The sequence below is a fragment of the Rhodococcus sp. NPDC059968 genome, from assembly GCF_042738615.1.
GTDB lineage: Bacteria > Actinomycetota > Actinomycetes > Mycobacteriales > Mycobacteriaceae > Rhodococcus_F.
The window spans coordinates 84,975-106,530 of sequence record NZ_JBHWUE010000029.1 but is presented as its reverse complement, the minus strand read 5'-3'; the positions used below and the strand labels follow the sequence as shown (position 1 = coordinate 106,530).

Here is a 21,556-nt window from a genome sequence, read left to right as displayed (position 1 = left end):
TGATCCCACTCCACGGCGTGCGGCGCGAGATGCTCGGCCGCGAAGTCGCGGGCAGTGTCGCTGATCGCCCGCTCGTCATCGGTCAAGGTGAACATATGAATCGACCCTTTCAGATCGGGGAGGTTGGAAGTACTATAGTTGGACATCCATGCAAATTGCCAGTGGGTGTGACCCACTCCAAACCGACACACTTCGACACGGGAAGCGCCGATACAGTCCTGTCCGCCGACGGCGAGTTTCGAGAAATACACACTCAGGGCGTTCACTCGACGCCCATTCCGGATAACTAGGAGGCTTCCGGTGGCCATTGCGCAACCACCCCACTCGGCGCCGGCAGCCGACGCTGTGGCGCCGTATACGCTGATCGCCGCCGTACTGCAGACGCAGAAGCTGATCAGCCATCAACTCGACTCCACGTTGCGTCCGCTCGGACTGTCCTTCGCCCGGTACGAGGTCTTGGCCATAATGGTCGCCGCGAACGCTCCGCTGCCCATGGTGCGGATCGTCCGCGCCCTGGACAGGCATCCCACCACCATCGGAACGCTGATCGAAGGACTCGAAGGTTCCGGGTTGGCCGTACGGGCGATCAATCGCTCCGATCGCCGCTCGACCCTGGTCACGATCACGGACAAGGGTCGCGAGGTGGCCGTCTCGGCGACCCGAGCCCTCGATGCCGTCGCCCTCGTGGACCCGCAGGTGATGCGCCGTCTCCACGACGATCTGCAACAGCTGCTCTCCGCAACCCGACGTGCATCGACCGCCGCACCGGGAGGCCGACCGTGATCGACGTCCGCAACATCCGCTCGGATGACCTTCGGTATCTGCTCGCGGTCGCGCGAACCGGTCGCCGGCAATCCGCGGCGCTGGACCTGGGCGTCGACCACACCACCGTCTCGCGGCGAATACGCGCCCTCGAGAAGGCCTTGGGTGTCCGTCTGCTGCAGCGCAGCGCCGACAGCTGGGAGCTGACCGATGTCGGCCGGTCGATTGCGGAGAAGGCGCGACTGATCGAGGAAGCCGTTCAGGAAGCCGCCGACGTGGTCCTCGGCATCGGTGAAAATTCACTGCGGGGAACCATCCGGATCACTGCTCCGGACGGATTCGGGTCGTTGTTCGTCGCTCCCGCACTGGCCAAGCTGCGGATGAGTCACCCACACCTTGTCGTCGAGTTGATCACGGATACAAGGCAATTGAATCTCTATCAATCGGGGTTCGACCTCGCTGTCGCGGTGGGCACACCGATCACCAGCCGGCTTGTCTCCGAACGTGTTTGCCAGTACTCGCTGGGGTTGTACGGCAGCGAACAGTACTTCCGCGACCACGGCGAACCCGGCAGCCTGGAAGAGCTGACCGCTCATCCGCTGGTCTTCTTCGTCGACTCGCTGCTGCAGGTCGGGGATCTCGACTTGAGCCGACATCTGCCCGGTGTCGCAGCAAAGTTCATGTCCACCAACATCTTCGCTCATGTTGCTGCCACGCGTTCCGGCGGGGGCATCGGGCTGTTGCCCGCGTTCATGGCGGATCAGCATGCCGATCTGCGCAGGATTCTGCCCGATGCCGTCGACGTCCGGCTCGCCTTCTCCCTGGCCGCGCGCCGCGAAAGCCTCACCAATCCGGCGGTACAAGCGGTCCGGCAGGCGATTCAGGAAGAGGCGCGCAGTCGGCGAGAAGAACTGGTCCCCACCGTGTAATTGCCGGCCCACCCGGGGCGGCGTCGCAGGACGCAGACTCCTGCAACGCCGCTGACCGGTGTGACAGCCGGGCTCTCACCGAAATCACGCCTGCGCGGGCACCATGGCATCGAGCGGATCGGTGGTGTCGACCGAGTCGAGCCAGTCGAGAATCTGTTCGGTGTGCTGTCCGAGCACCGGCGGCGCGGCATGCGCGGACCGCACCAACGATTCACCGTAGGCCGTTTCCATCCGCAAGGACGGACCCGGCAACTGCACCGGCCCCGCCACGGGGTGCTCGACCTGCACCAGCAGCCCCTGGCTGCGGGTCTGCTCCCATTCGTAGACCTCGTCGATCGTGCGGATCGACCCCGCGGGAACACCCGCGGCCTCGAGTTCGGCGAGGACATCGACCCGACTGCGGCCGGCGAAGTCGGCCTCGATCGCGGCGATCAACGCATCCCGCGCCGCGACCCGATCCCGGTTGACGGCGAACCGCGGATCCTGGGCGGACAGACCGGCCACCGGGGCGAATTTCGCCCAGATCGCCTCGCTGCCGACCGCGATCTGAACGTATCCGTCTGCGCAGCGGAAGCTGCCGTACGGTGCGATCTGCGGGTGATGGTTGCCGGAGCGCTGCGCGACCTGTCCACCGACCGTCCACTTGGTGCCCTGGAAGGTGTGGGCGCTGATCGCGGCGGCCAGCAGGGACGTCCGCACGACCATGCCCTTGCCGGTCTTTTCTCTCGATGCCAGTGCGGCCGACACACCCGTGGCGCCGTGGACACCGGCGAGGACATCGGCGATCGGGACTCCGATCCGCGTCGGTTCCCCGTCGGGGTCACCGGTCACCGACATCAGCCCCGCCTCGCCCTGGGCGATCTGGTCGTAGCCGGCGCGGGATCCCTCCGGCCCGTCATGCCCGAAGCCGGTGATCGACAACGTGATCAGGCGCGGGTTGAGCTCCTCGAGCACGTCGGCTGCAAATCCGAGCCGGTCGAATGCGCCGGGCCGCAGGTTTTCGATCAGCACGTCCGCGCGCCGGATCAGGCGACGGAGCGCGTCCTTACCGTGCTCGGATTTGAGGTCGAGGACGATCGATTCCTTGTTCCGGTTCGCCGACATGAAGTACGACGACTGCGGGTCATCCTGCGGCCCGACGAACGGCGGCCCCCAGGTGCGGGAGTCGTCGCCGGTGCCCGGGGCTTCGACCTTGATCACGCGGGCTCCGAGGTCACCGAGCATCATTGCGGCGATGGGCCCCGCCAAAGCGCGGGAGAGGTCGAGGACGAGGATGTCGCCGAGAGGTCCGACAGTCATGGTGCTCTCCCTTCTCAGAGTGTGCGCAGGCGCACGTTGACCTGCTTGGTCTGGGTGAATCCGGCGATCATGCCCTCGAGCGACACTTCACGGCCGAGGCCACTCTGCTTGTATCCGCCGTAGGACTGGCCGACCATCTGGCCGCCGCCCTGGTTGACCTGCACCCACCCGGTTTCGAGGGCATGTGCGGTAGACAGCGCCAGATCGAGGTTGTGTGTCCACACGTAGGCGGCCAGACCGTAGTGCGAGTCGTTGGCCATCTCGATGACGTCGGAGTGGTCGTTCCACGGGATCGCGACGAGCGCGGGCCCGAAGATTTCCTCACGGGACAGGCGCCAGGAGTTGTCGGCGCCGGAGAACACGGTCGGTCCCATGTAGTAGCCGTCGGGGTTGCCGAGCTTGTCGGGGGAGCCGTCGAGGACGGTGGCAACCTTGGTCGAGCTCAGGCCGTCGTCGAGGAATCCGCAGACGGAGGCGAACTGTGTCTCGTTGATGATGGCGCCCATGTCCGTGGACTCATCCAGCGGGTTCCCGACCTTCAGGGCGGCCAACGTGTTCACCAGCCGGTCGAGGACCTCGTCGTAGATGTCCTGGTGCAGGAACAACCGGGAGCCGGCGGTGCAGCTCTGTCCCTGCCGGTGCACCCGGGTCGAGAGCAGCAGCTGGTTGATGAAGTCGTCGTTGATGTCCACGTCGGGGAAGACGATGGAGGGATTCTTGCCGCCGAGTTCGAGGGAGACGTGCGCGAGACGGCCACCTGCCTCGCGGGCAACGTGGCGACCCACCTCGGTCGAGCCGGTGAACGAGATCTTGTCGACCTCGGGGTGCTGGACCATCGCCTCGCCGACGACCCTGCCGGATCCGGTGATGACGTTGAGCACACCGGCCGGCAGGAACTCGGCGCAGATCTCGGCGAGCAGCAACACGCTCAGCGGGGCAGCCTCGGCCGCCTTGACTACGACGGTGTTGCCCGCGACGAGGGCAGCGGGGATCTTGAATCCGGCGATCATCAGCGGTGAATTCCAGGGCAGGATGCACCCGATGACACCGAGCGGCTCCTGCCGGGAGTACTGGAGCTGATCGTCGCCGGCGGGCAGAACCGTGCCCTTGATCTCGCCGGCAACACCGGCGAAGTACCGGAACAGGTTCGCCAGGGTGGCGACCTCGGGACGCGCCTGAGTGCGCAGCGCGTTGCCGGTGTCGAGGGCGGTCAGGCGAGCCAGTTCCTCGGCGCGCGCGTCGATGGCGTCGGCGATCTGGCTCAGGATCCGGCCCCGCGCGGTGAAGTGCTGAGACCGCCACTGGGGGAAGGCCCTCTGCGCGGCACGCACCGCCCGATCGACGTCCTCAGTGCTCGAGGACGGGACACGGCCGATCACATGCTCACGCAGAACCGGGGTGGTCACCTCACTCCACTGACCGGAAAGGGCTTCCACCCAGGCCCCGTCGACGAACATGGGGTAGTCGCGGGCCTCGGGAATGTGGAGCTCAGCGAGTGAGGTTTGTGTGGAGGTCATGTCGGAATCTCCTTGATATACGGATGGCTCTGCTGAAGTGCAGGAAACAGTGCTAGGTGGACGGAGCGACACGTCCGCGCTCGGACAGCGCGCCGATCGCGTGGGCATAGACCACGTCGACCTCATCTTCTGCATCGACCGACAGAAGAACTGGTGCGTAGTAGTCGAGCAGGGGTCGGGTTTCGTCGTGATAGACCCGCAGACGACGACGAATGACGTCCTCGGTGTCGTCGGCGCGGCCACGGGCCAGCATCCGCGCGACGACTACATCGTCCGTTATCGAAAAGTCCAGGACGGCGTCGATCTGGCTCAGCTGCCCGCCGAGGAGCTCATCGAGGGCGATCGCCTGAGTCACGGTGCGGGGGAAGCCGTCCAGGATGAATCCCGTGGCCGTGTCGTCGGCAGCGAGGCGGTCCGCCACCATCCCGATGGTGACCTCGTCCGGGACCAGCTCGCCCGCATCGAGGAACGATTTCGCCGTCTGCCCCAGCTCCGTGCCCCGCGTGATATGGCTACGGAACAGATCGCCAGTCGAGATGTGGGGGAGCTGCAGTGCCGTCGAAAGCAACTGCGCCTGAGTACCTTTACCCGCTCCCGGCGGCCCCGTCAGGATGATGCGCACAACCAATTCCTTTCACATCGAGCAGTGCCTCCCGCCCGGCACCGCAGCACTGGGGTGAGGTCTACGTGGGAATTGCTAGGACGGTTGCGTCTGCGTGTCGAGAGCACCGGCGCGGATCGCCGTCACGATCGCAGAGAAGTCGCGACCGGGGCCGTCGTGGGCGACGAACTGCTCGTAGAGTTCGGTGGCGCGCCGTCCGAGCGTCGTGTCGACACCGTTGTCCGCCGCGGCGGCCTGCGCGAGTCGAAGGTCCTTGAGCATCAACGCGCTCGCGAACCCGCCGGCATAGTCGCGGTTGGCGGGACTCGTGGGAACCGGTCCGGGAACCGGGCAATTCGTCGTCAACGCCCAGCACTGACCGGACGCGGTCGACGAGACGTCGAACAGTGCCTGGTCCGTCAGGCCCAGCTTCGCGCCCAGCGCGAAAGCTTCGCTGACGGCGATCATCGAGATCCCCAGGATCATGTTGTTGCAGATTTTCGCAGCCTGACCCGCTCCGGAGTCGCCGCAGCGGACGATACGGGCCCCCATGGCGTCCAGGAGCGCGCTGGCCTGGTCCACCGCGTCGGCCGGGCCGCCGACCATGAACGTGAGGGTCCCGCCGTCCGCAGCGACGGTTCCTCCGGATACCGGGGCGTCCACCGCCCGGTGCCCGGCGTCGACAGCCAGTTCAGCGGCGGCCCGCGCGTCGGCGACGTCGATCGTCGAGCAGTCGAGGAAGAGGGTCCCCTGCGGCGCGGCCGGGACCAGGTCAGCATAGACGTCGAGCACGTGTTTGCCGCTGGGCAGCATCGTGATGATCACGTCGGCATTCTCTGCTGCGTCGACAAGAGATGCAGCAGAGCCGATTCCGCGTGATGCCGCCTTCTCCGCTGCCGCAGGCGAGGGATCGAATCCGATGACTGTGTGGCCGTTGCGCACCAGATTCGTGGCCATACCCAAGCCCATGTTTCCGAGGCCGAGGAAAGCGATCTTGCTCATCTGTACTCCTAGCGGTGTGATAGCCGACATTCCACGCACGGGGCCGAGGAAACCCACCTGGGGCATCGATTCGAACAAACGGCTCGTGGATGAACCCCGGGGATCATGTCGCTTCGCGTCGCTCTCCGCCGGGAACGGTAATCAGTGTGCCCGCGCATGGACGATCGTGGAATCACCTAACCTGCAATGCGGATGTGCAATATTGCATCACCGCAGTTCAACGGTTGAATTCTTCTCGCGGTACCACCGCGGATTGAGGGCCGACAGACAACCTTCAGCCCTGACCAGGCTTGGTCTCGTCTCCGAATGCTGTCCGAGCGCTGGCACTGCACTACGCCCTGTAGCGGTTACCGGACCGCGACGTTTCCGGCCTGCCGGAAGGGGCACTCAACCACCTGGCGATACGCAGGTTCCTGGGAACGGCCTTGCCCGGGCCGTTCCGGGGACCGAACGCGGAGGCGCGGATGGGCATGCGCGGTGCCGCGGTGATCGAGAACTGCGCGGCGCGTGATTTCGTGCGGGAGGTGTTCGACCACCATCAAGGCGCGCACCGGGTCTTCACCGCTGATGCGTTCCTCGCCGCGTACCTGCTGACACGGTGCTCGGGTTTGCCGATGCACCAGACGAAGGTCGCCGAAGTCGAGCGGGGATGGTCGAACTCGCAACGCCGGGAGGTGGGACTGCCCGCCCACGTCGTCATCAGCTACAAGACCGTCAACGACGCGCTGCGGAGGTTGATGAAGTCATGCCGATCGCCGCGCCATCCGGAGTGGAGAGCGCGCCGTCGCGCGGGCGGCACACACCCCGGCCCCGGGGGCAGCGACACCATCTGGATCGACGGCGTCTTCTACCCGCCGATCCTTCCTGACTAATAGGTGAACACAACAGGCCCTATTGGGTGAACACCCCGAGCATGGATGGATGGAGGGGTGTTCACCTATAGCGAGCAAAAATGCGGGGCTTGGTAGCTCCACGAACTGACGGGCCGGTCATCACACGTAAGGGGCTTCCAATCACACCTGATTCCGCTTGCTGCGGGCACATTCGCGCACTACCGGCGAACGTGGTGATCGCTGTAGATCGTTCTTGGGCGCAGGGGCTTCTGTGGCAAGAATGTGTCGGCGGTCGGCGGTAATCGCCGGCGGTCGTGTACCAAACGGCCGCGTCGGTGAACGCGATTGCGCTCACTCACATCATGCGTGAGCTACGTCGCCGTTCAGTCGAACGGCGACGTCCTGCCTCCTGCGGCGTTGTCCTGCTCTGCGCCAACCACATACCCGCCCGATGGCGGAGGCCGGACCGCGGATTTCGGCTACGCTGGTGCTGATCTGCTGCTCATGAGTACCGAGCGCGCATTTCGTCCTCGAATTCCTCGAGGGTCTTGCCTCGGGTCTCGGGCACCATTTTGAGCGCGAAGACGATGCCGAGGACGCCCATCGCCGCGAAGATGAAGAATGTCGGGGCGATGCCCAATGCCGCCACGGTCGGCGGGAACGCGAAGGTGATGCCGGCGTTGGTCAGCCACAGCATGAATACGCACAGTCCCATGGCAAAGCTGCGGATCTTCAGCGGGAAGATCTCCGACAGCAGCAGCCACACCAGCGGGCCGATGAATCCCTGTAGTGAGAACACGAACGCCACAATGAAAAACAGGATGATGTAGGGCTTGGCCGCGGAATCGGGCAGCAACATCGCAGACAGTCCGACCAGGACGTGGAACAAGGTGATAAGTGCGAACCCGATTGTGAGCATAGTGCGTCGGTTGATCTTGTTGATGAGCATGATGCCGACGATGACCCCGAATACGCCGAACAGGCCGTTAGCCGTGTTGGCGACAATGGCACCGTTGCTGGAGAATCCGGCGGTCTGCAGCAGTTGGGTGCCGTAGTACATGATCGAGTTGACGCCGGTGAGCTGTCCTAAGATGCCGAGGGCGGCACCGATGACGACCAGTCTGCGAATCCAGGACACCGAGAGGTCGGCCCATCCACCGGTCTGCGCCTGCCGTTCCTCTGTCGCCAGGGCGCGGACCTCGGCCATCTCGGCTTCCGCGCGCTCGGGGGACCGCACCTGTTTGAGCACCGCGAGTGCATCCGCGTCGCGTTGCTGGGAGGACAGCCAGCGGGGGCTTTCGGGCATGCGCAGCATGCCGATGAGCAGCGCGATCGCCGGTAGCACCGATACCACGAGCATGTACCGCCAGACCGACGTGTGTTCGCCCCACACGTTCATGATGATCGCGTTGATGATGAATGCGGCGAATTGTCCCGAGACGATCATGATTTCGTTGCGGGTGACGAGGCTGCCGCGGCGCTCCGCGGGAGCGACTTCGGCGAGATAGACCGGCACGGTCGTCGAGGCGCCGCCGACGGCGACCCCGAGTGCGAAGCGGAACACCGCGAGTACCGGCCAGGTCGGTGCCAGCGCGCAGCCCACCGTGCTGACGATGAAGATGCCGGCGAGCAGCAGAATGTTGTGGCGGCGACCGAATCTGTCCGAGAGTTTCCCTCCGACCACAGCCCCGATCGCGGCTCCGAAGACCAGGATGCTGACCACGAGGGCTTCGGTGAGCGTGGTGAGTCCGAGGTCGGCCTTCATGGGACCCAAGGCGCCGTTGATGACACCCGTGTCATAGCCGAACAGCAACCCGCCGAAGGTGGCTACGAATGCCACCATTCCCAGGCGTCTAGTGTGCGGTCCGGGACGATCAGGGGGTAGCGGTACGTGCGGGGGAGCTGTCGGGGCCGTGCCGATGCTGGGCATGTGACGTTCCTTCTGGAGTGAGCTGGGGTTCGGGAATGAAGAGCAGCGGATGTGGTGGTCCATGGGTGGAGATGTGCGGGTACGACGTCGTGCCATCCGTGCCTTCGCTGCTAGATCGCCTCGGCCAGCACGGCAGATGTTCGCACGGGCGATGCGTCACCGCGGTCGCCCGATGTCGGATATGGCATTGCGGCAGTTGGGATTTCGGTACGATCGGGTTCGGCCCGTTCGATGTTTCGGGTGATGACGCGCACGTAGTCGCTCCACAGGTGAGGCGTGACCTGATGGCCCATCCCGGCGTAGAGGTGGAGTTCGGCACCGGGGACCGCCATTGCCGTCGCGATACCGCCCCGGTAACTGATCAGGCGGTCATCCCTGCCGTGGATCACCGCCATCGGGATGGTCAGTTGCGCCAGACCAGGCCGCTGGTCGGGTGCCGTCAGCAACGCTCGTGACTGCCGCTCGAATCCCGCCGGGCAGTAGCTGCGATCGTAGATCGCGGCGGCGAAGTCGTAGATTCGGCTCTCGTCGAACCCGTCGAGACCGGATAGCCGTTCCGTTTCGATCCACTGGCGGATCGTCCCCTCACGATCGAGTATTGGCGGTCGTTGCAGGACTGCCTGGAGTTCCTGGGTCAGAAACTCCGTGCTGGGAGCGGAGTAGATCGAACAGAGGCTCCGCACGCGCTCAGGATGCGCGATCGCAAGTTGCTGGGCAATCATGCCCCCCATCGACTGGCCGACGACGTGCACCGCGTCGAGCCCCAACGTGACCAGCAACCCCTCCACATCGGAGGTCATGTCCTGTAGGTGATAGTCGGGTGTGTCATTGAGCTTCGACGACAGTCCCACATCCCGGTTGTCGAACCGAATCACCCTGAAACCCTCGTCCTCCAGGGCGCGGCAGAAGCCGGGGTACCAGGCGACCAGCTGCGCACCAAGGCCGTGGATCAGCAGCAGCGGCTCACCGTCTTCGGGGCCGGTGATTTCGTAGCAGAGTTCGATTGGGCCGATATTGGCGTAGGGCATTCTGGGTCTCCTCCTGTGCCTGTCGCCGCGTTGAGGTGCTCGTCAGCGGCCTGAGCTGTGTTGAAGCGCTCTAATTCGCTATAGTGTGAAGCGCTTCACATTTTTCGTCAACCCCACATCCTTATTCCAGGAGGTTTCATTGCCCGTCACCCTGGACGACGTCGCCGCGCGCGCCGGCGTCTCCCGAGCGCTCGTAAGTTTGGCGCTGCGGAACTCTTCGAGGGTCGCGGCCCGCAGCCGAGAGCGTGTTCTTGCCGCCGCGGAGGAACTCGGTTACCGGCCCAACCTCAATGCCCGGCGCCTGGCCAGCGCGCACTCCGGCACGGTGGGCGTTCTGATCTCAGACCTGCACAACCCGTTGTTCGCGGAAATTCTGGACGGCCTGGCAGACGGCACGGAAGACCGACCCGAACAATTGATTCTGGCGTCCGGATTCCGGGACGTCACGCGGGAGAGAGCCGCGGTGGAGTCCTTCCTCGCGCACCGGGTAGATGCCGTCGTGCTGGTCGGCACCCAGATGCCGGCCCCTGAAATCGAAAAGTACGGCCGAGTAGTTCCCACCGTAGTGATCGGCCGCCGCATTCGTGGTCTGGACTCGGTGGTCATCGACGACCGGCTCGGCGCACGACTGGTGACCGAACACCTCATTTCCCTCGGCCACCAGCGAATCGCGCACGTGGATGGCGGTAAAGGCGCCGGAGCCGCCACCCGACGCCGCGCGTACGCCGACACCATGCGCACTCACGGGCTAGAACAACACATCCAGATTTGCCCAGGTGAATATACCGAAGAAGCCGGTCGAGCCGGCTTCGAACAGCTTTACGGCAACCACCCCCGGCCGACTGCAATTTTCGCGGCGAATGACCTGTCCGCCCTCGGCGTACTTTCCGGGGCGCGAGCCGTCGGTGTGGACGTTCCCTCGCAGCTTTCCGTGGCGGGATTCGACAACACCACGGTTGCGCGATCGGGTTTCGTATCGCTGACCACTGTCGACTATCCGCGTGCTCAGGCTGGTGAGATCGCTAGCAAACTCCTGCAGGCCCGGCTCAGCGACGAAGACGCCAAAACACAAGTCATCACGTTGACGCCAACGCTCGTTCCTCGTGCCACGACGTCGGCAGTCCGAGCCAGCGAAACCTGATCTGCCTCCGACCATCCCACTACGGGGTGACCGGGTACCTACGACGATGCGATGCGCGAACTCGTCCGAAAGCTGCCGTTTTGTGCGGTCCTGGGACGACGCCGCAGGTCCCGAGCCAGCGACTACGACTGTTCCGGCGGCGAACTACAGGGGTCTCGCTCGCGAGGGACGCCTCGTCAGCCCGGACATAGCTGCCGCAACGCCGAACAGCATCACCTCCCCGGAACGGCTCAAAAGAGCACCCGTCCGATGTCCGCGAACGGGGCATCGCCTTCGAGTACTGCGAGTCCAACGAGGCCGCCGCATGCGTCTTCGGCGCAGGCGCTCGAGTTTGGGCGCTGTCGCTCCGAATCAGCGGATGGATGATCCGATGCCGAGGCCGCCGTCGACGTCGAGGACGATGCCGCTGACGTAGCCGGCGGCGGGGGAGCACAGGTAGGCAGCAGCCTCGGCGATGTCGTTCGGGTTGCCGGTTCGCCGCTGTGGGACCTTGGAGACGAGTTTGTCGCGGGCGGGAGCGTTCATGGAGGCGAGCATGGGGGTTTCGATGAGTCCAGGTGCGATGGCGTTGGCGGTGATGCCGTCGAGGGCGGCTTCTAGCGCGATGGTGCGGGTGAGTCCGACGATGCCGGCCTTCGCGGCGACGTAGTTTGCCTGTCCGAAGTTTCCGCGCCAGCTCATGGAGCTGAATGAGACGATTCGCCCGTAGGCGCGGGCACGCATGTGTGGCAGGACAGCTTGGGCGCAGAGAAACGATCCGGTCAGCGACACGTCGATGACGGCGTGCCAGTCGTCGACACTCATCTTCTCGATCCGATTGTCGCGGATGATCCCGGCGTTGTTGACCAGGGCATCAATGCGTCCGTGGGTACGGACGATCGTGTCGACCCAGTCCTGGACGTCGGTGTCTGAGGCAACGTCGACGGGGTGGCTGGTGACGGGACGCCCGTATCGGGAGGACAGCTCTGCGGCCAGCGCCTGTCCTGTGGCGTCGTTGATTTCGGCGATGGCGACGGTGGCACCTTCGGAGGCGAAGCGGTCGGCCATCGCGGCACCGAGTCCTTGTCCGGCGCCGGTGATCAGTACTACCTGGTCGGTGTAGCGATTCATCGTGTTCCTGATTCGAGTCGAGGGGAATTCGTGGTGGTCGTCCTGCCCTGCAGGAAGTCGTTCAGAGCGGTGGGAACGTCACTGGCCTTCCAGTGGACGTCGAAGGTGTCGAGTTCACGTGCGAGGCTTTGCTTTTCGTCAAGTTCGTTGGACTCCGCGAGTAGTTGCTTGTAAGCGGACTGGGCTGCGCCCGCGTGCGCGGCGAGTGTGTCCGCGGCCGTCAGGGCGGCGTTGAGCAACTCGTGCTCGACGACGATCGCGTGCAGCCATCCCGTGTGCTTCAGATCGGCGGCGGTGACCAACTCACCGGTCAGGGCCATCCAGCGGGCCATGGAGTCGCCGACCTTGCGGGGCAGGCGCACGCTGGCGCCGCCGGCGGGGAGGAGGTTGTTGCGGACGTGACCGTCGCCGATCCGTGCTGTCGGGGTCGAGATGACGACGTCGCAGGCGAGCGCGAGTTCCAGTCCGCCGGCGACGGCGTGCCCATGGATCGCTGCGACGACGGGTAGCGGGCTCGTCTCCAGCCGGGTGGCGAGGGCTGAGACGTCCCGGAGGAATTCCAGGGGAGTCCGGCCGGCGGCGTGTAGCTGCAGGAAATATTGCAGGTCGGCTCCGGCACAGAAGCTCTTCCCGGCACCAGTGAGGAGGACCGCTCGGGTGTCGCGGTCATCCTCGGCGTCGGACAGCGCGGTGTCGAGTGCCGCGACCAGCGTGTCGTTCAGAGCGTTTCGCCGGTCCGGCCGGTTGAGGGTGAGGATCCGGGTGGCGCCGATATGGGTCACGTCCAGCGGCATAGCGGGTTTGTCGGTCATGAGTGGGCTTCCTGACGAGACAGTTCGACACGGCGCTGTTGACGGAGCTGGGCGCGCTGGATCTTTCCGCTGGCGGTCTTGGGGAGGGTGTCGACGAAGTGCACCCGGCGGGGATAGGCGTGGGCGGCGTATTTCGTTTTCACCCACTGCTGCAACTCGTGGACCAGCTCGTCGTCGGCGGTGGAATTGGCTCCCCGGACGACGAAGGCCTCGATCACTTCGCCGCGTACCTGGTCGGGTGCGGCGACCACGGCGCATTCGCGGACCTGCGGGTGCTGGGCGAGCACGGATTCGACGTCGAAGGGGCCGATGCGGTAACCGGCCATGATGATGACGTCATCGTCGCGGGAGGAGAACCGGAGCAGCCCGTCACTGTCGATGCGGGCGGTGTCACCGGTGAGAAAATAGGCCCTGTCGGCGGTGAATCGGCCCGCATCGCCGCGTCCGCCCGCGTATTCGGTGAACATCATCATCGGGCTGCCGGTGACGACGACGGCCAGGCGCCCGATCGTGCCGGTGGCCGCGGGCTCGTCGTGGTCATCGGCGAGGACGGTGAGTTCCCACCCGGGCAGCGCCACGCCCATTGCCCCGGGGATCATTGGTACCGCGAAGTCGGGGTGATGTGGGAAACCGGCGGGCATCCCCAGTTCGGTTTGCCCGTAGTGATCGTGGACGAGCAAGCCGAGTTCAGTTTCGGCCCAACCGTTGACCTCCGGTGTCAGAGGCTCCCCGGCGCTCGAAAGGCGGCGCAGGGCCAAATCGTCGGGGCGAGCTCCACTTTCGGAGCGCAGGCCCCGGTACACGGTTGGCGCCGCGGCGTAGTCAGTCACCCCCAGGCGGGAGAGCACCGACCAGGTGGAGGCAGCGGAGAAACCACCGCGGGCCAGGATGGTCGGAACACCGGCTGCCAGCGGCGCGACGATTGCGGTGTAGAGCCCGTAGGCCCAGCCCGGGTCCGCCGCGCACCAGAACACGCTGTCGTCGGTGACGCCGAGCGCGAATTCGAGGTAGCTGTGCCATCCGGCAATGTAGCCAACCGGGTGGACCACGCCTTTCGGAGTTCCGGTGGTACCCGAGGTGAACATGTGCACCAAGGGGCTAGTGCCACCGACCGCAACGGGCGGGGGTGTATCGGTGTTCATCGATGCCAGTGCCGCGGTCAGGCTGTCTTCGTCGCCGCCAGCCACCAGGACATCCCACGCGGCGTTGGTGACGACCTTGGACCGGTGCGCGGCGTCGACGACAACCAGCTTGGTCTCGGCATTCGTCAGACGGGAGGTCACCGCATCCTCGGCGAATGCGGTGAAGAGCGGAACGTACACCGCGCCGACCCGCCAGATGCCGAGCAGCACGGTGACCAGATCGGCGCTCTTACCCATCAGCGTGGCAACCCGATCGCCCCGTCCAATCCCCCGATCGGCGAGTACCTGCGCGAATCGGCGCGACGAGTCGGCGAGGTCGCCGTAGGTGTATCGGGTGGTCGACACGTCCTCGTCGACGACGGTCAGGGCCACGGACAGCGGTGGATGCCGATCGCACAGCAGCCACGCCACGTTCGCGGCCTCACCGGAATACGAGGACAGGATCTCGCGCAATCGCGCGTCGATTTCGGCGGACACAGACAACTCCTTGTTGGGTACGTTAGATTACTAGAAAGTACCCAATAATGTACCCACCGTCGCGGGGGAAGGGAAGACCCATGGATTCGAGGAGGTCCGTCCGTTTGTGAAACACTCGACCGCATGGCACGTGCAGGAGCGACGCCGAACCGCGCGGCGATGAACACCCCCCGCCGTCGACGCGTCGACACCGCCCGTCGGGACGAGTTGCTGGCGCGGATCGAGGAGATCTTCCTGACCGAAGGGTTCACGTCGGTCACCGTCGACGACCTCACCCAGCGTTTACGGTGCTCGAAGGCAACCCTGTACAGCGTGGCGTCGACGAAGGAACAGCTCGTCGTCGCAGCGACCAAACACTTCTTCGGCGCCGCTGCAGAGCAGATCGAAATTACCGTTGCTGCCGAGTCGGACCCACGCACGCGCATCACGACCTACCTCGGAGGCGTGGCGTCGGCGATGCGGCGCAACTCGAGGGCCTTCTACGAAGACATGGTCTCCTACCGGCCCACAGCCGAGATCTATGCCCGCAACACCGCCCAAGCAGCGATGCGAGTGCGCGAATTGATAGACGAGGGAGTCGAAGCCGGGGACTTCCGCGCAACCGATGCCGCGTTCGCGGCCCAGCTCGTGGCGCTGGCGATCGACGCCGTCCAATCCGGGGTGCTGCTCGAGCGCACCGGCCTGTCCGCAGCCGACGCCTTCGGAGAACTCGGTGACCTTCTGCTCCACGGTCTGTTGCGCACCGAGTAGGCGAGAACAGGGCCCCCCGGGGCGGTTCGTGGATGGCGTCAGCACGGGCAACTGATTGAAGGGCATTGTGCTGCAACGAAATAATATGTCGTAGCGACGGATGACTCCCGCGAAGCAGGTTCGCAAATGTCCGAGTGGGTACTTTAGAAATATTATTCGTACCCCCTATCGTTCCGAGAGGAATGTGGCTACAGTCACGGTACTTATCGAGTGTGATTCGTACCGAGAGGCACGTCATGACAGTAGTATCACCATCGACGTTTAATCCGTCGCGTACACGACTGCGCCCACTGGCAGCAGCCGCTGTCGGCAATGTGGTCGAGTGGTTCGACTTGACCATCTACGCCACGTTCGCTGTGTACTTCTCTCCCTTGTTCTTTCCTGCCAGTGACCCCACCGCGGCTCTGTTGTCCACCTTTGTGGTTTTTGCTGTCGGATTCTTCGTCCGTCCTCTCGGCGGATGGCTGATTGGAAGCTACGCCGACCGGCGGGGGCGAAAACGCGCACTGACTCTGACGATCGTGCTGATGGCTGTTCCCACCTTCGCGATCGGAATCTCGCCGACTTACGAAACCATCGGTGTTTTTGCCCCGATCATTCTGGTGGCTGCACGCATGATCCAGGGTTTCGCGGCCGGCGGTGAGTCCGGCGGTGCCATGGCCTACCTGTACGAGATTGCTCCGGCCAACCGTCGGGGCCTCTACACCAGCCTGTGGTACACGACGGTTGTAGCCGGAATCGTGCTGGCAACGCTGCTCGGATTCGTTCTTGCGGAGGCGATGTCGACTGAAGCGCTGAGCGACTGGGGCTGGCGCATCCCCTTCCTGATCGGAGGCGCCGCAGGTTTGGCCGGTCTGTGGGTCCGGTCGGCCATGGCAGAGACGCTCGACACTGGCCACCCCGCGGAACCGACGAAGAAGCGATCCGGCCTCGCGGCCCTGCTGTCCGAGTATCCGCGTGAGACTCTGCGAGTGTTCCTGCTGATGTCGGGATCGGCAACGGCGTTCTACACCTTCGTCTCGTACATGCCGACGCACCTGATCAAGTCCATCGGACTGCCTGCCGATACAACCTTCGGTGTCCACACCGTTGCTCTCGTGGTGTTCATGTTCCTGTTGCCGACCTTCGGGCATCTGTCGGATCGCGTCGGCCGGCGAGTCTTCGGAATGATTTTCGCTGTCGGTGGAGCGGTGGCGATTGTCCCTCTGAGTCTCGCGCTGGCGGGCGTGTGGTGGCAGAGCCTAGTCGTCGATCTGGCGCTTCTGACGTTGACGGCCTGCATGTTTTCGGTGCTCGCAGTGATCATGACCGAACAGTTTCCGAGTCGGATGAGGGCCATGGGAGTGGGTGCCCCGTACAACCTGGCCACAGCGATCTTCGGCGGAACTGCACCCCTCCTGCTCACCTGGCTGAGTGGGCACGGCATGGGCCCGTGGTATTTCGGCTACCTCGCCGTCCTGGTCCTGCTCGTCGCCTTCGGTCTGAAGAAGACGACGGTCGACAGTTAGGTCTTACGCCTTCGAGGGCTCGGATCGACGCCGGTCGATCCGAGCCGTCACACATATCAGGGCCAGCGCGTGCTGTGGCCGGAATCCCGGCTCCAGATGCGATACGACGAACGTCTCGCCACCCCCCGGCGTCGGGCGCATCAGCTCAACCCTCGTCATGAAGAGCGTGGCCGATAACCGACCCTTGCCTCTGGAAGGCATCGGAGAGCTCAGCGAATTTTCATCGCACCGGTAGCGTCATCGTGACGGGGGACTTCGGTCGTGAGGGGGTCCGGCGGCACACCGAATGGGGTGGTCTCGCTCCGGCTTCCACGAATGGCGGCTCCCTTGAAAGACTTCGGCGCGGCTAGTTTCGTCATCAGGCGAATCTCCCTAGTGCGCAGCGGCCGACGAGTGCGGCGTCCGCACCATACTGCGCAATTGACGGGCGGTGACCGACAGTGTCGCCAAGTCGAAGGCATTGCTCTCGAAGACGCTCTGCAGGGTGGCCCTCGCTCTTTCGAGCCGGGCCGAATTGCCGGCCTCCCACTCGGCGATGCTGTCCTGCGGATCCTGGCCGGGCTCGCTGCTTGCGAGAACATCGAGGCACAGTGCACGCATCGACGAGTACAGGTCGTCGCGTAATGCCTGTCGGGCGAGTGCGTGCCAACGGTCACCTCGGTCGAGCGCGGTGACGGACGTGAGGAGCCGCCCCGCCTCGAGGTGCGCGTTCAACGCCCAATACACCGCACCGACCTCCGTCGAATCCCTCTCCGACACTTCCGCGATCTCCACGATGTCGAGCAGCGAGAACACATCGAGCGAGCGGAACACCCGGTGGGCGAGATCCTGCGGCGCTCCGGCCTCGATGGCCGGAGCAGCCCTGCGACGGACGTTGTCGACATCGGCACCCTGCAACCAGGAGGGCAGTACCGGAGTCAGCCGGCGAACGGCACCCGCGAACCGCGCGATCTCAGCTCCGATGGCCAACGGCTGGGGGCGATTCGCCAGGAACCATCTCGAACCCCGGCCGAGCAACCTCCGCGACTCGGCCTTCAGAAGGTCGGACGCGGCGGTCGGCATTTCCGTCCGGCGAATCTCGCCCCACACCGAACGCAGATCGAAGACATCCGCGGTGATCGTGAACGCTCGCACGGCATCTTCAGTCGATGCGGCGCAGTCTTCGAGGAGCCGGTGGACGTAGGAGAGCCCGCCGTCGTCGACGACTTCGTTGATCACCATCGTCGTGACGATCTCGCGAGCGAGAGGGTGTGCGGTGCCGGGCGCGATCTTGTCGCGTACCTGCGTGGGGAAGTATTGGGGGAGCCTGTTCGCCAGCTCACCGGTATCGGGGAGCTGCCCTGCGAGCAGATCCTCTTTCAGCGCGAGTTTGACGTGCGCGAGAAGTGTGGACAACTCCGGCGAAACCAACCCTGTGCCGGTCGCGGCGCGAACGCCCAGATCCTCATCGCTCGGTAGAGCCTCGTGGGCTCGAACGAGACCGCGGTGACGTTCGAGCGCGGTGATCTGACGCCGATGCACGGACAGCGACCTCGCCGCGACCGCGCGAGTGGTGCCCAGCAGTTCGTTCTGCGAGGTGTTGTCGGCGAGGACCAATGCGGCGACGTCATCGGTCATCGACGCCAGCAACGGGTTCCGCTGATCCTTGTCCAGAGTGCCGGCGCTCACCGCGGTGTCGAGGAGGATCTTGATGTTCACCTCGTGGTCGGAGCAATCGACTCCTGCCGAGTTGTCCAGGGCGTCGGAGTTGATCCTCCCGCCGGCGAGCGCATACTCCGTCCGCCCCAGTGCGGTCACGCCGAGATTTCCGCCTTCGCCGATCACGCGGGCTCGCACGGCGCGGGCGTCGACGCGGACACCGTCGTTGGCCTTGTCGCCCACGTCGGCATGGGACTCGGTGCTCGCCTTGACGTACGTCCCGATGCCACCGTTCCAGAGAAGGTCGACCGGTGCCCGCAGAATCGCGGCGATCAGGTCGGTGGGAGACAGCAAGTTCGTCGAATCCGGCAGTGCAAGTGCGGCTCTCATCCGGGAATCGATCGGTATCGACTTCTCCGTGCGGGCCCAGATACCCCCGCCCTCGCTGAGGATGGAGCGGTCGTAGTCGTCCCAGGACGAGGTGGGCAGATCGAACAGTCGCGCGCGTTCGGCGTACGACCTGGAGGGGTCAGGGTCCGGGTCGACGAAGATGTGCCGATGGTCGAATGCCGCCACGAGCCGGAGAACGGGAGAGAGGAGCATCCCGTTTCCGAACACGTCGCCGCTCATGTCGCCGATCCCGACCACGGTGAACGCGTCGGTGCGGGTGTCGACGCCGAGTTCGCGGAAGTGTCGCTCGACGCTCTTCCATGCTCCCTTCGCCGTGATACCCATGCCTTTGTGGTCGTAGCCGGCCGATCCGCCGGATGCGAATGCATCGCCCAGCCAGAACCCGTACTGCGTGGCAACCTCGTTGGCGATGTCAGAGAAGGCCGCGGTTCCCTTGTCAGCGGCAACGACGAGATACGTGTCGTCGCCGTCGCGCCGCACCACTCCGTCCGGTGCGAGAACGGTTCCCGTCTCGCGGTCGACGTTGTCGGTCAGGTCGAGCAGCCCCGCAATGAACTCCCGATAGCATGTGATTCCCTCACCGAGCCTGGCCGTGCGATCGGCGTCCGGGTCGCCGGTACCGACGGGCGGCTTCTTCACCACGAAGCCGCCTTTCGCGCCGACGGGCACGATGACCGCGTTCTTGACGGCCTGCGCCTTGACCAGCCCAAGAATTTCGGTGCGGAAGTCCTCGAGTCTGTCGGACCATCGCAGTCCTCCGCGCGCGATGGCGCCGAACCGCAGATGGACCCCTTCGACCCACGGCGAGTACACGAAGATCTCGAATCGTGGACGTGGGGAGGGTAGTTCGGGTATCGACCGGGGATCAAGTTTGAACGCAAGGGCCCGGCGGGTCGATTGGTGTGCGGCACCGGAGAAGTAATTGGTTCTCAGGGTGGCCCGTACCAGTCGCAGAAAGGAGCGGAGGATCCGGTCGGAATCGATCTCCGGGATCGCGTCGATGGTGTCATTCAACTGTTGCGCCATCGCGTCGGAGGCGGCTTCGCTCGCAGCATCGGGGTCGAACTGCATCGTGAAGAGGGTGACGATCTGGCGGACGATGTCGGTGTGACGGCTCAGGACTCGAGCGATGTGATCCTGTGAGTAGGGGAACGCGGCCTGCCGCAGATACCTGGCATATGCCCGCAGCATCGCGGCCTGACGCCAATCGAGCCCTGCACGAAGAACGAGCGCGTTGAATCCGTCGATCTCGGCACACCCGTCCCACATCGCCGCGAAGGCGGCGGAGAACCGGGACGTGAGGTCGTCCGCGTCATCTCCCGCTCCGGCACGTGCGGCGTCGCCGTCGAATGTGATACCGAAATCGTAAATCCAGCACTGTGTTCCGTCGCTACGACGAACCGGGTAGGGGTGCTCGTCGACCACCTCGACAGCGAGGGAGTGCAACAACGGTAGTACCCGGCTCAGGGTGACCGGTTGCCCCGCCACGTAGAGGGTGCATCGCCACGGCGTCTGGGTGCTTCCGGAAATGCGGTAGAGCGACAGGGATGAGGAGTTCGGCGGAAGCGATTCGAGGGTGGCCGCGTCTACCGCGGCCCGCTCGACGCCGTGCTCCTTCTTGTAGGCCTCCGGCAAGGCTTCCGCGTACCGCTGCGCACTGTCCGAGGTTGCGGTGCCCGAATGTTGGCCGAGGGCCTCTCGGAACGAGTCGTCCCAGGTCTTGATCGTCGCACGCAGCTCGTCCTCGATCGCGCCGCCCACGGTGAAGGATGTCCGTGGTGCCCGATCCGGCTGGGAAGTGGAGCGCACATCGAAGCGGAGCACAGCCAACACCGATCCCGCAACGGACAGCTCACCCATCGCTGCCCGCCCGCCGAACTGCCGTTCGACGATGGCGGTGGCCACCGCCCCCAGCCGGTGGTCCAGCCGGCGCAGGGGCACCAGAACAAGACAGGTGGTGCTGTGGGGCAGCGGGGCGGGCACGGTCAGCACGCGGACGTCGATGGCCGCCGCGTCCCGGGCCGCGGTCACAACCCACTCGAGTACCTCGTCGGCGGCGGGGAGCAGGAGATCGGCGACGGGGAGGGCGTCGACGATCCGGAGTGCGATGTCGTATGCGGGTGCACGTCGTTCGACTCCCGCTCGATCGAGAGCCGAGACCGCCTTCTCCCGGATGTGGTCGAAATGCAACGGCTGCGCACCGTCCGCGACCAGGGTGAGGTCGGCGGCGAGATCGCGGACGAGGCGCTCGGTCGCGCGTACGCGCCGATCGCCGGTGGTCTCGGCAAGTTCGAGGGTCAGCCGTATTTCCGCGATGGTGTCACCCTCACCGGGGCGAGCCCCGGGAGCGGCGTCCAGGAGGGCCCCTTCCTCGGCCCGGCGCACGCCGACCGAGGACCACTCGATGTCGAGCACCACCGATCCCGCCTGTACCGCGCACGCAGCCACGAGTGCCGGCACGTCCGGATGATCGTCGGCGACCACCCGGAGGACCGTCGTTCCGGCAGCCGAGGCCGCGGCGTGCGTGAGGACCGTGAGGGGCGGCCGCACGAGTGCGAAGGCGAGGCCGGGAGAGATCCCGACGCTAGGGACGGTGGAGGAGAGATCGGAAGGTGTCGTGGCCGTCACGGCAAATCACGCTCCAGGGACCGAGGGACGGGGAGGAG

General features: G+C 65.1%; 17 protein-coding genes. 6 read left to right on the top strand and 11 right to left on the bottom strand.

Annotation, left to right across the window (positions count from 1 at the left end; genetic code table 11):
- Window positions 1–95 (bottom strand): acyl-CoA dehydrogenase family protein (locus ACFWAY_RS23350; protein ID WP_378458268.1); only part of this gene is annotated, 95 nt, incomplete at its 3' end.
- A gap of 205 nt (window positions 96–300) precedes the next feature.
- On the opposite strand from ACFWAY_RS23350, the gene ACFWAY_RS23345 reads away from it, so the two are divergent.
- On the top strand, window positions 301–783 hold the full coding sequence (locus ACFWAY_RS23345; RefSeq protein ID WP_378512341.1) for a MarR family winged helix-turn-helix transcriptional regulator: 483 nt from the start codon (window positions 301–303) through the stop codon (window positions 781–783).
- Entirely contained in the window at window positions 780–1,691 is a 912-nt protein-coding gene (locus tag ACFWAY_RS23340) for a LysR family transcriptional regulator (RefSeq protein ID WP_378451115.1), read from the top strand. Before ACFWAY_RS23345 ends, ACFWAY_RS23340 begins: the two co-directional genes overlap by 4 nt.
- A gap of 84 nt (window positions 1,692–1,775) precedes the next feature.
- Here the strand turns inward: ACFWAY_RS23340 and ACFWAY_RS23335 are convergent, their stop codons facing one another.
- From ACFWAY_RS23335 to mmsB, 4 genes are all read right to left on the bottom strand, one after another.
- Window positions 1,776–2,990 (bottom strand): CaiB/BaiF CoA transferase family protein, encoded by a 1,215-nt coding sequence (locus ACFWAY_RS23335; RefSeq protein WP_378512340.1) that lies wholly within the window; start codon window positions 2,988–2,990, stop codon window positions 1,776–1,778.
- Between the two features lie 14 nt (window positions 2,991–3,004).
- Window positions 3,005–4,507 carry an aldehyde dehydrogenase family protein gene (locus tag ACFWAY_RS23330; RefSeq protein ID WP_378512339.1) on the bottom strand — a complete coding sequence of 501 codons (1,503 nt, stop codon included), beginning with the start codon at window positions 4,505–4,507 and terminating at the stop codon, window positions 3,005–3,007.
- A gap of 52 nt (window positions 4,508–4,559) precedes the next feature.
- Window positions 4,560–5,129 (bottom strand): adenylate kinase, encoded by a 570-nt coding sequence (locus ACFWAY_RS23325; protein WP_378512338.1) that lies wholly within the window; start codon window positions 5,127–5,129, stop codon window positions 4,560–4,562.
- Window positions 5,130–5,204: 75 nt separating this feature from the next.
- Complete coding sequence (gene mmsB / locus ACFWAY_RS23320) at window positions 5,205–6,110, bottom strand: 3-hydroxyisobutyrate dehydrogenase (RefSeq protein WP_378512337.1); 906 nt, start codon at window positions 6,108–6,110, stop codon at window positions 5,205–5,207.
- 464 nt (window positions 6,111–6,574) lie between these two features.
- Here mmsB and ACFWAY_RS23315 point away from each other — a divergent pair, with 464 nt between their 5' ends.
- The gene (locus ACFWAY_RS23315) at window positions 6,575–6,982 is read left to right on the top strand and encodes a hypothetical protein (RefSeq protein ID WP_378512336.1); all 408 of its coding nucleotides are present in this window, start codon (window positions 6,575–6,577) and stop codon (window positions 6,980–6,982) included.
- A gap of 463 nt (window positions 6,983–7,445) precedes the next feature.
- On the opposite strand, the gene ACFWAY_RS23310 is transcribed toward ACFWAY_RS23315, so the two are convergent.
- Both ACFWAY_RS23310 and ACFWAY_RS23305 read right to left on the bottom strand, forming a co-directional pair.
- Complete coding sequence (locus ACFWAY_RS23310; RefSeq protein ID WP_378512335.1) at window positions 7,446–8,873, bottom strand: sugar porter family MFS transporter; 1,428 nt, start codon at window positions 8,871–8,873, stop codon at window positions 7,446–7,448.
- A 110-nt stretch (window positions 8,874–8,983) separates the two neighbouring features.
- Complete coding sequence (locus ACFWAY_RS23305; protein ID WP_378512334.1) at window positions 8,984–9,901, bottom strand: alpha/beta fold hydrolase; 918 nt, start codon at window positions 9,899–9,901, stop codon at window positions 8,984–8,986.
- Between the two features lie 139 nt (window positions 9,902–10,040).
- Here ACFWAY_RS23305 and ACFWAY_RS23300 point away from each other — a divergent pair, with 139 nt between their 5' ends.
- The gene (locus tag ACFWAY_RS23300) at window positions 10,041–11,042 is read left to right on the top strand and encodes a LacI family DNA-binding transcriptional regulator (RefSeq protein WP_378451125.1); all 1,002 of its coding nucleotides are present in this window, start codon (window positions 10,041–10,043) and stop codon (window positions 11,040–11,042) included.
- Window positions 11,043–11,393: 351 nt separating this feature from the next.
- Here ACFWAY_RS23300 and ACFWAY_RS23295 read toward each other — a convergent pair whose 3' ends face one another.
- The 3 genes from ACFWAY_RS23295 to ACFWAY_RS23285 are packed head-to-tail and all read right to left on the bottom strand — an operon-like array spanning window position 11,394 to window position 14,583.
- Complete coding sequence (locus ACFWAY_RS23295; protein WP_378451126.1) at window positions 11,394–12,152, bottom strand: SDR family oxidoreductase; 759 nt, start codon at window positions 12,150–12,152, stop codon at window positions 11,394–11,396.
- Entirely contained in the window at window positions 12,149–12,964 is an 816-nt protein-coding gene (locus tag ACFWAY_RS23290; protein ID WP_378451127.1) for an enoyl-CoA hydratase/isomerase family protein, read from the bottom strand. The genes ACFWAY_RS23295 and ACFWAY_RS23290 overlap by 4 nt, the downstream gene beginning before the upstream one ends.
- Window positions 12,961–14,583, bottom strand: a complete 1,623-nt coding sequence (locus ACFWAY_RS23285) for an AMP-binding protein (RefSeq protein ID WP_378512333.1) — start codon at window positions 14,581–14,583, stop codon at window positions 12,961–12,963. Before ACFWAY_RS23285 ends, ACFWAY_RS23290 begins: the two co-directional genes overlap by 4 nt.
- A 123-nt stretch (window positions 14,584–14,706) precedes the next feature.
- On the opposite strand from ACFWAY_RS23285, the gene ACFWAY_RS23280 reads away from it, so the two are divergent.
- Window positions 14,707–15,333 carry a TetR/AcrR family transcriptional regulator gene (locus ACFWAY_RS23280; RefSeq protein WP_378512332.1) on the top strand — a complete coding sequence of 209 codons (627 nt, stop codon included), beginning with the start codon at window positions 14,707–14,709 and terminating at the stop codon, window positions 15,331–15,333.
- A 236-nt stretch (window positions 15,334–15,569) separates the two neighbouring features.
- A complete protein-coding gene (locus ACFWAY_RS23275) occupies window positions 15,570–16,841 on the top strand; it encodes an MFS transporter (protein ID WP_378512331.1) in 1,272 nt (423 codons plus the stop codon).
- Between the two features lie 372 nt (window positions 16,842–17,213).
- On the opposite strand, the gene ACFWAY_RS23270 is transcribed toward ACFWAY_RS23275, so the two are convergent.
- Window positions 17,214–21,518: an NAD-glutamate dehydrogenase gene (locus ACFWAY_RS23270; protein ID WP_378512330.1), complete on the bottom strand. Its 4,305-nt coding sequence runs from the start codon at window positions 21,516–21,518 to the stop codon at window positions 17,214–17,216.
- Between the last annotated feature and the right edge of the window lie 38 nt (window positions 21,519–21,556).

Bases quoted from the DNA above. Each gene is read 5' to 3' on its own strand.
- ACFWAY_RS23295 (WP_378451126.1), bottom strand. From the start codon at position 12,152: ATGAATCGCTACACCGACCAGGTAGTACTGATCACCGGCGCCGGACAA.
- ACFWAY_RS23315 (WP_378512336.1), top strand. From the start codon at position 6,575: ATGGGCATGCGCGGTGCCGCGGTGATCGAGAACTGCGCGGCGCGTGAT.
- ACFWAY_RS23290 (WP_378451127.1), bottom strand. From the start codon at position 12,964: ATGACCGACAAACCCGCTATGCCGCTGGACGTGACCCATATCGGCGCC.
- ACFWAY_RS23275 (WP_378512331.1), top strand. From the start codon at position 15,570: ATGACAGTAGTATCACCATCGACGTTTAATCCGTCGCGTACACGACTG.
- ACFWAY_RS23310 (WP_378512335.1), bottom strand. From the start codon at position 8,873: ATGCCCAGCATCGGCACGGCCCCGACAGCTCCCCCGCACGTACCGCTA.
- ACFWAY_RS23280 (WP_378512332.1), top strand. From the start codon at position 14,707: ATGGCACGTGCAGGAGCGACGCCGAACCGCGCGGCGATGAACACCCCC.
- ACFWAY_RS23330 (WP_378512339.1), bottom strand. From the start codon at position 4,507: ATGACCTCCACACAAACCTCACTCGCTGAGCTCCACATTCCCGAGGCC.
- ACFWAY_RS23335 (WP_378512340.1), bottom strand. From the start codon at position 2,990: ATGACTGTCGGACCTCTCGGCGACATCCTCGTCCTCGACCTCTCCCGC.
- ACFWAY_RS23305 (WP_378512334.1), bottom strand. From the start codon at position 9,901: ATGCCCTACGCCAATATCGGCCCAATCGAACTCTGCTACGAAATCACC.
- mmsB (WP_378512337.1), bottom strand. From the start codon at position 6,110: ATGAGCAAGATCGCTTTCCTCGGCCTCGGAAACATGGGCTTGGGTATG.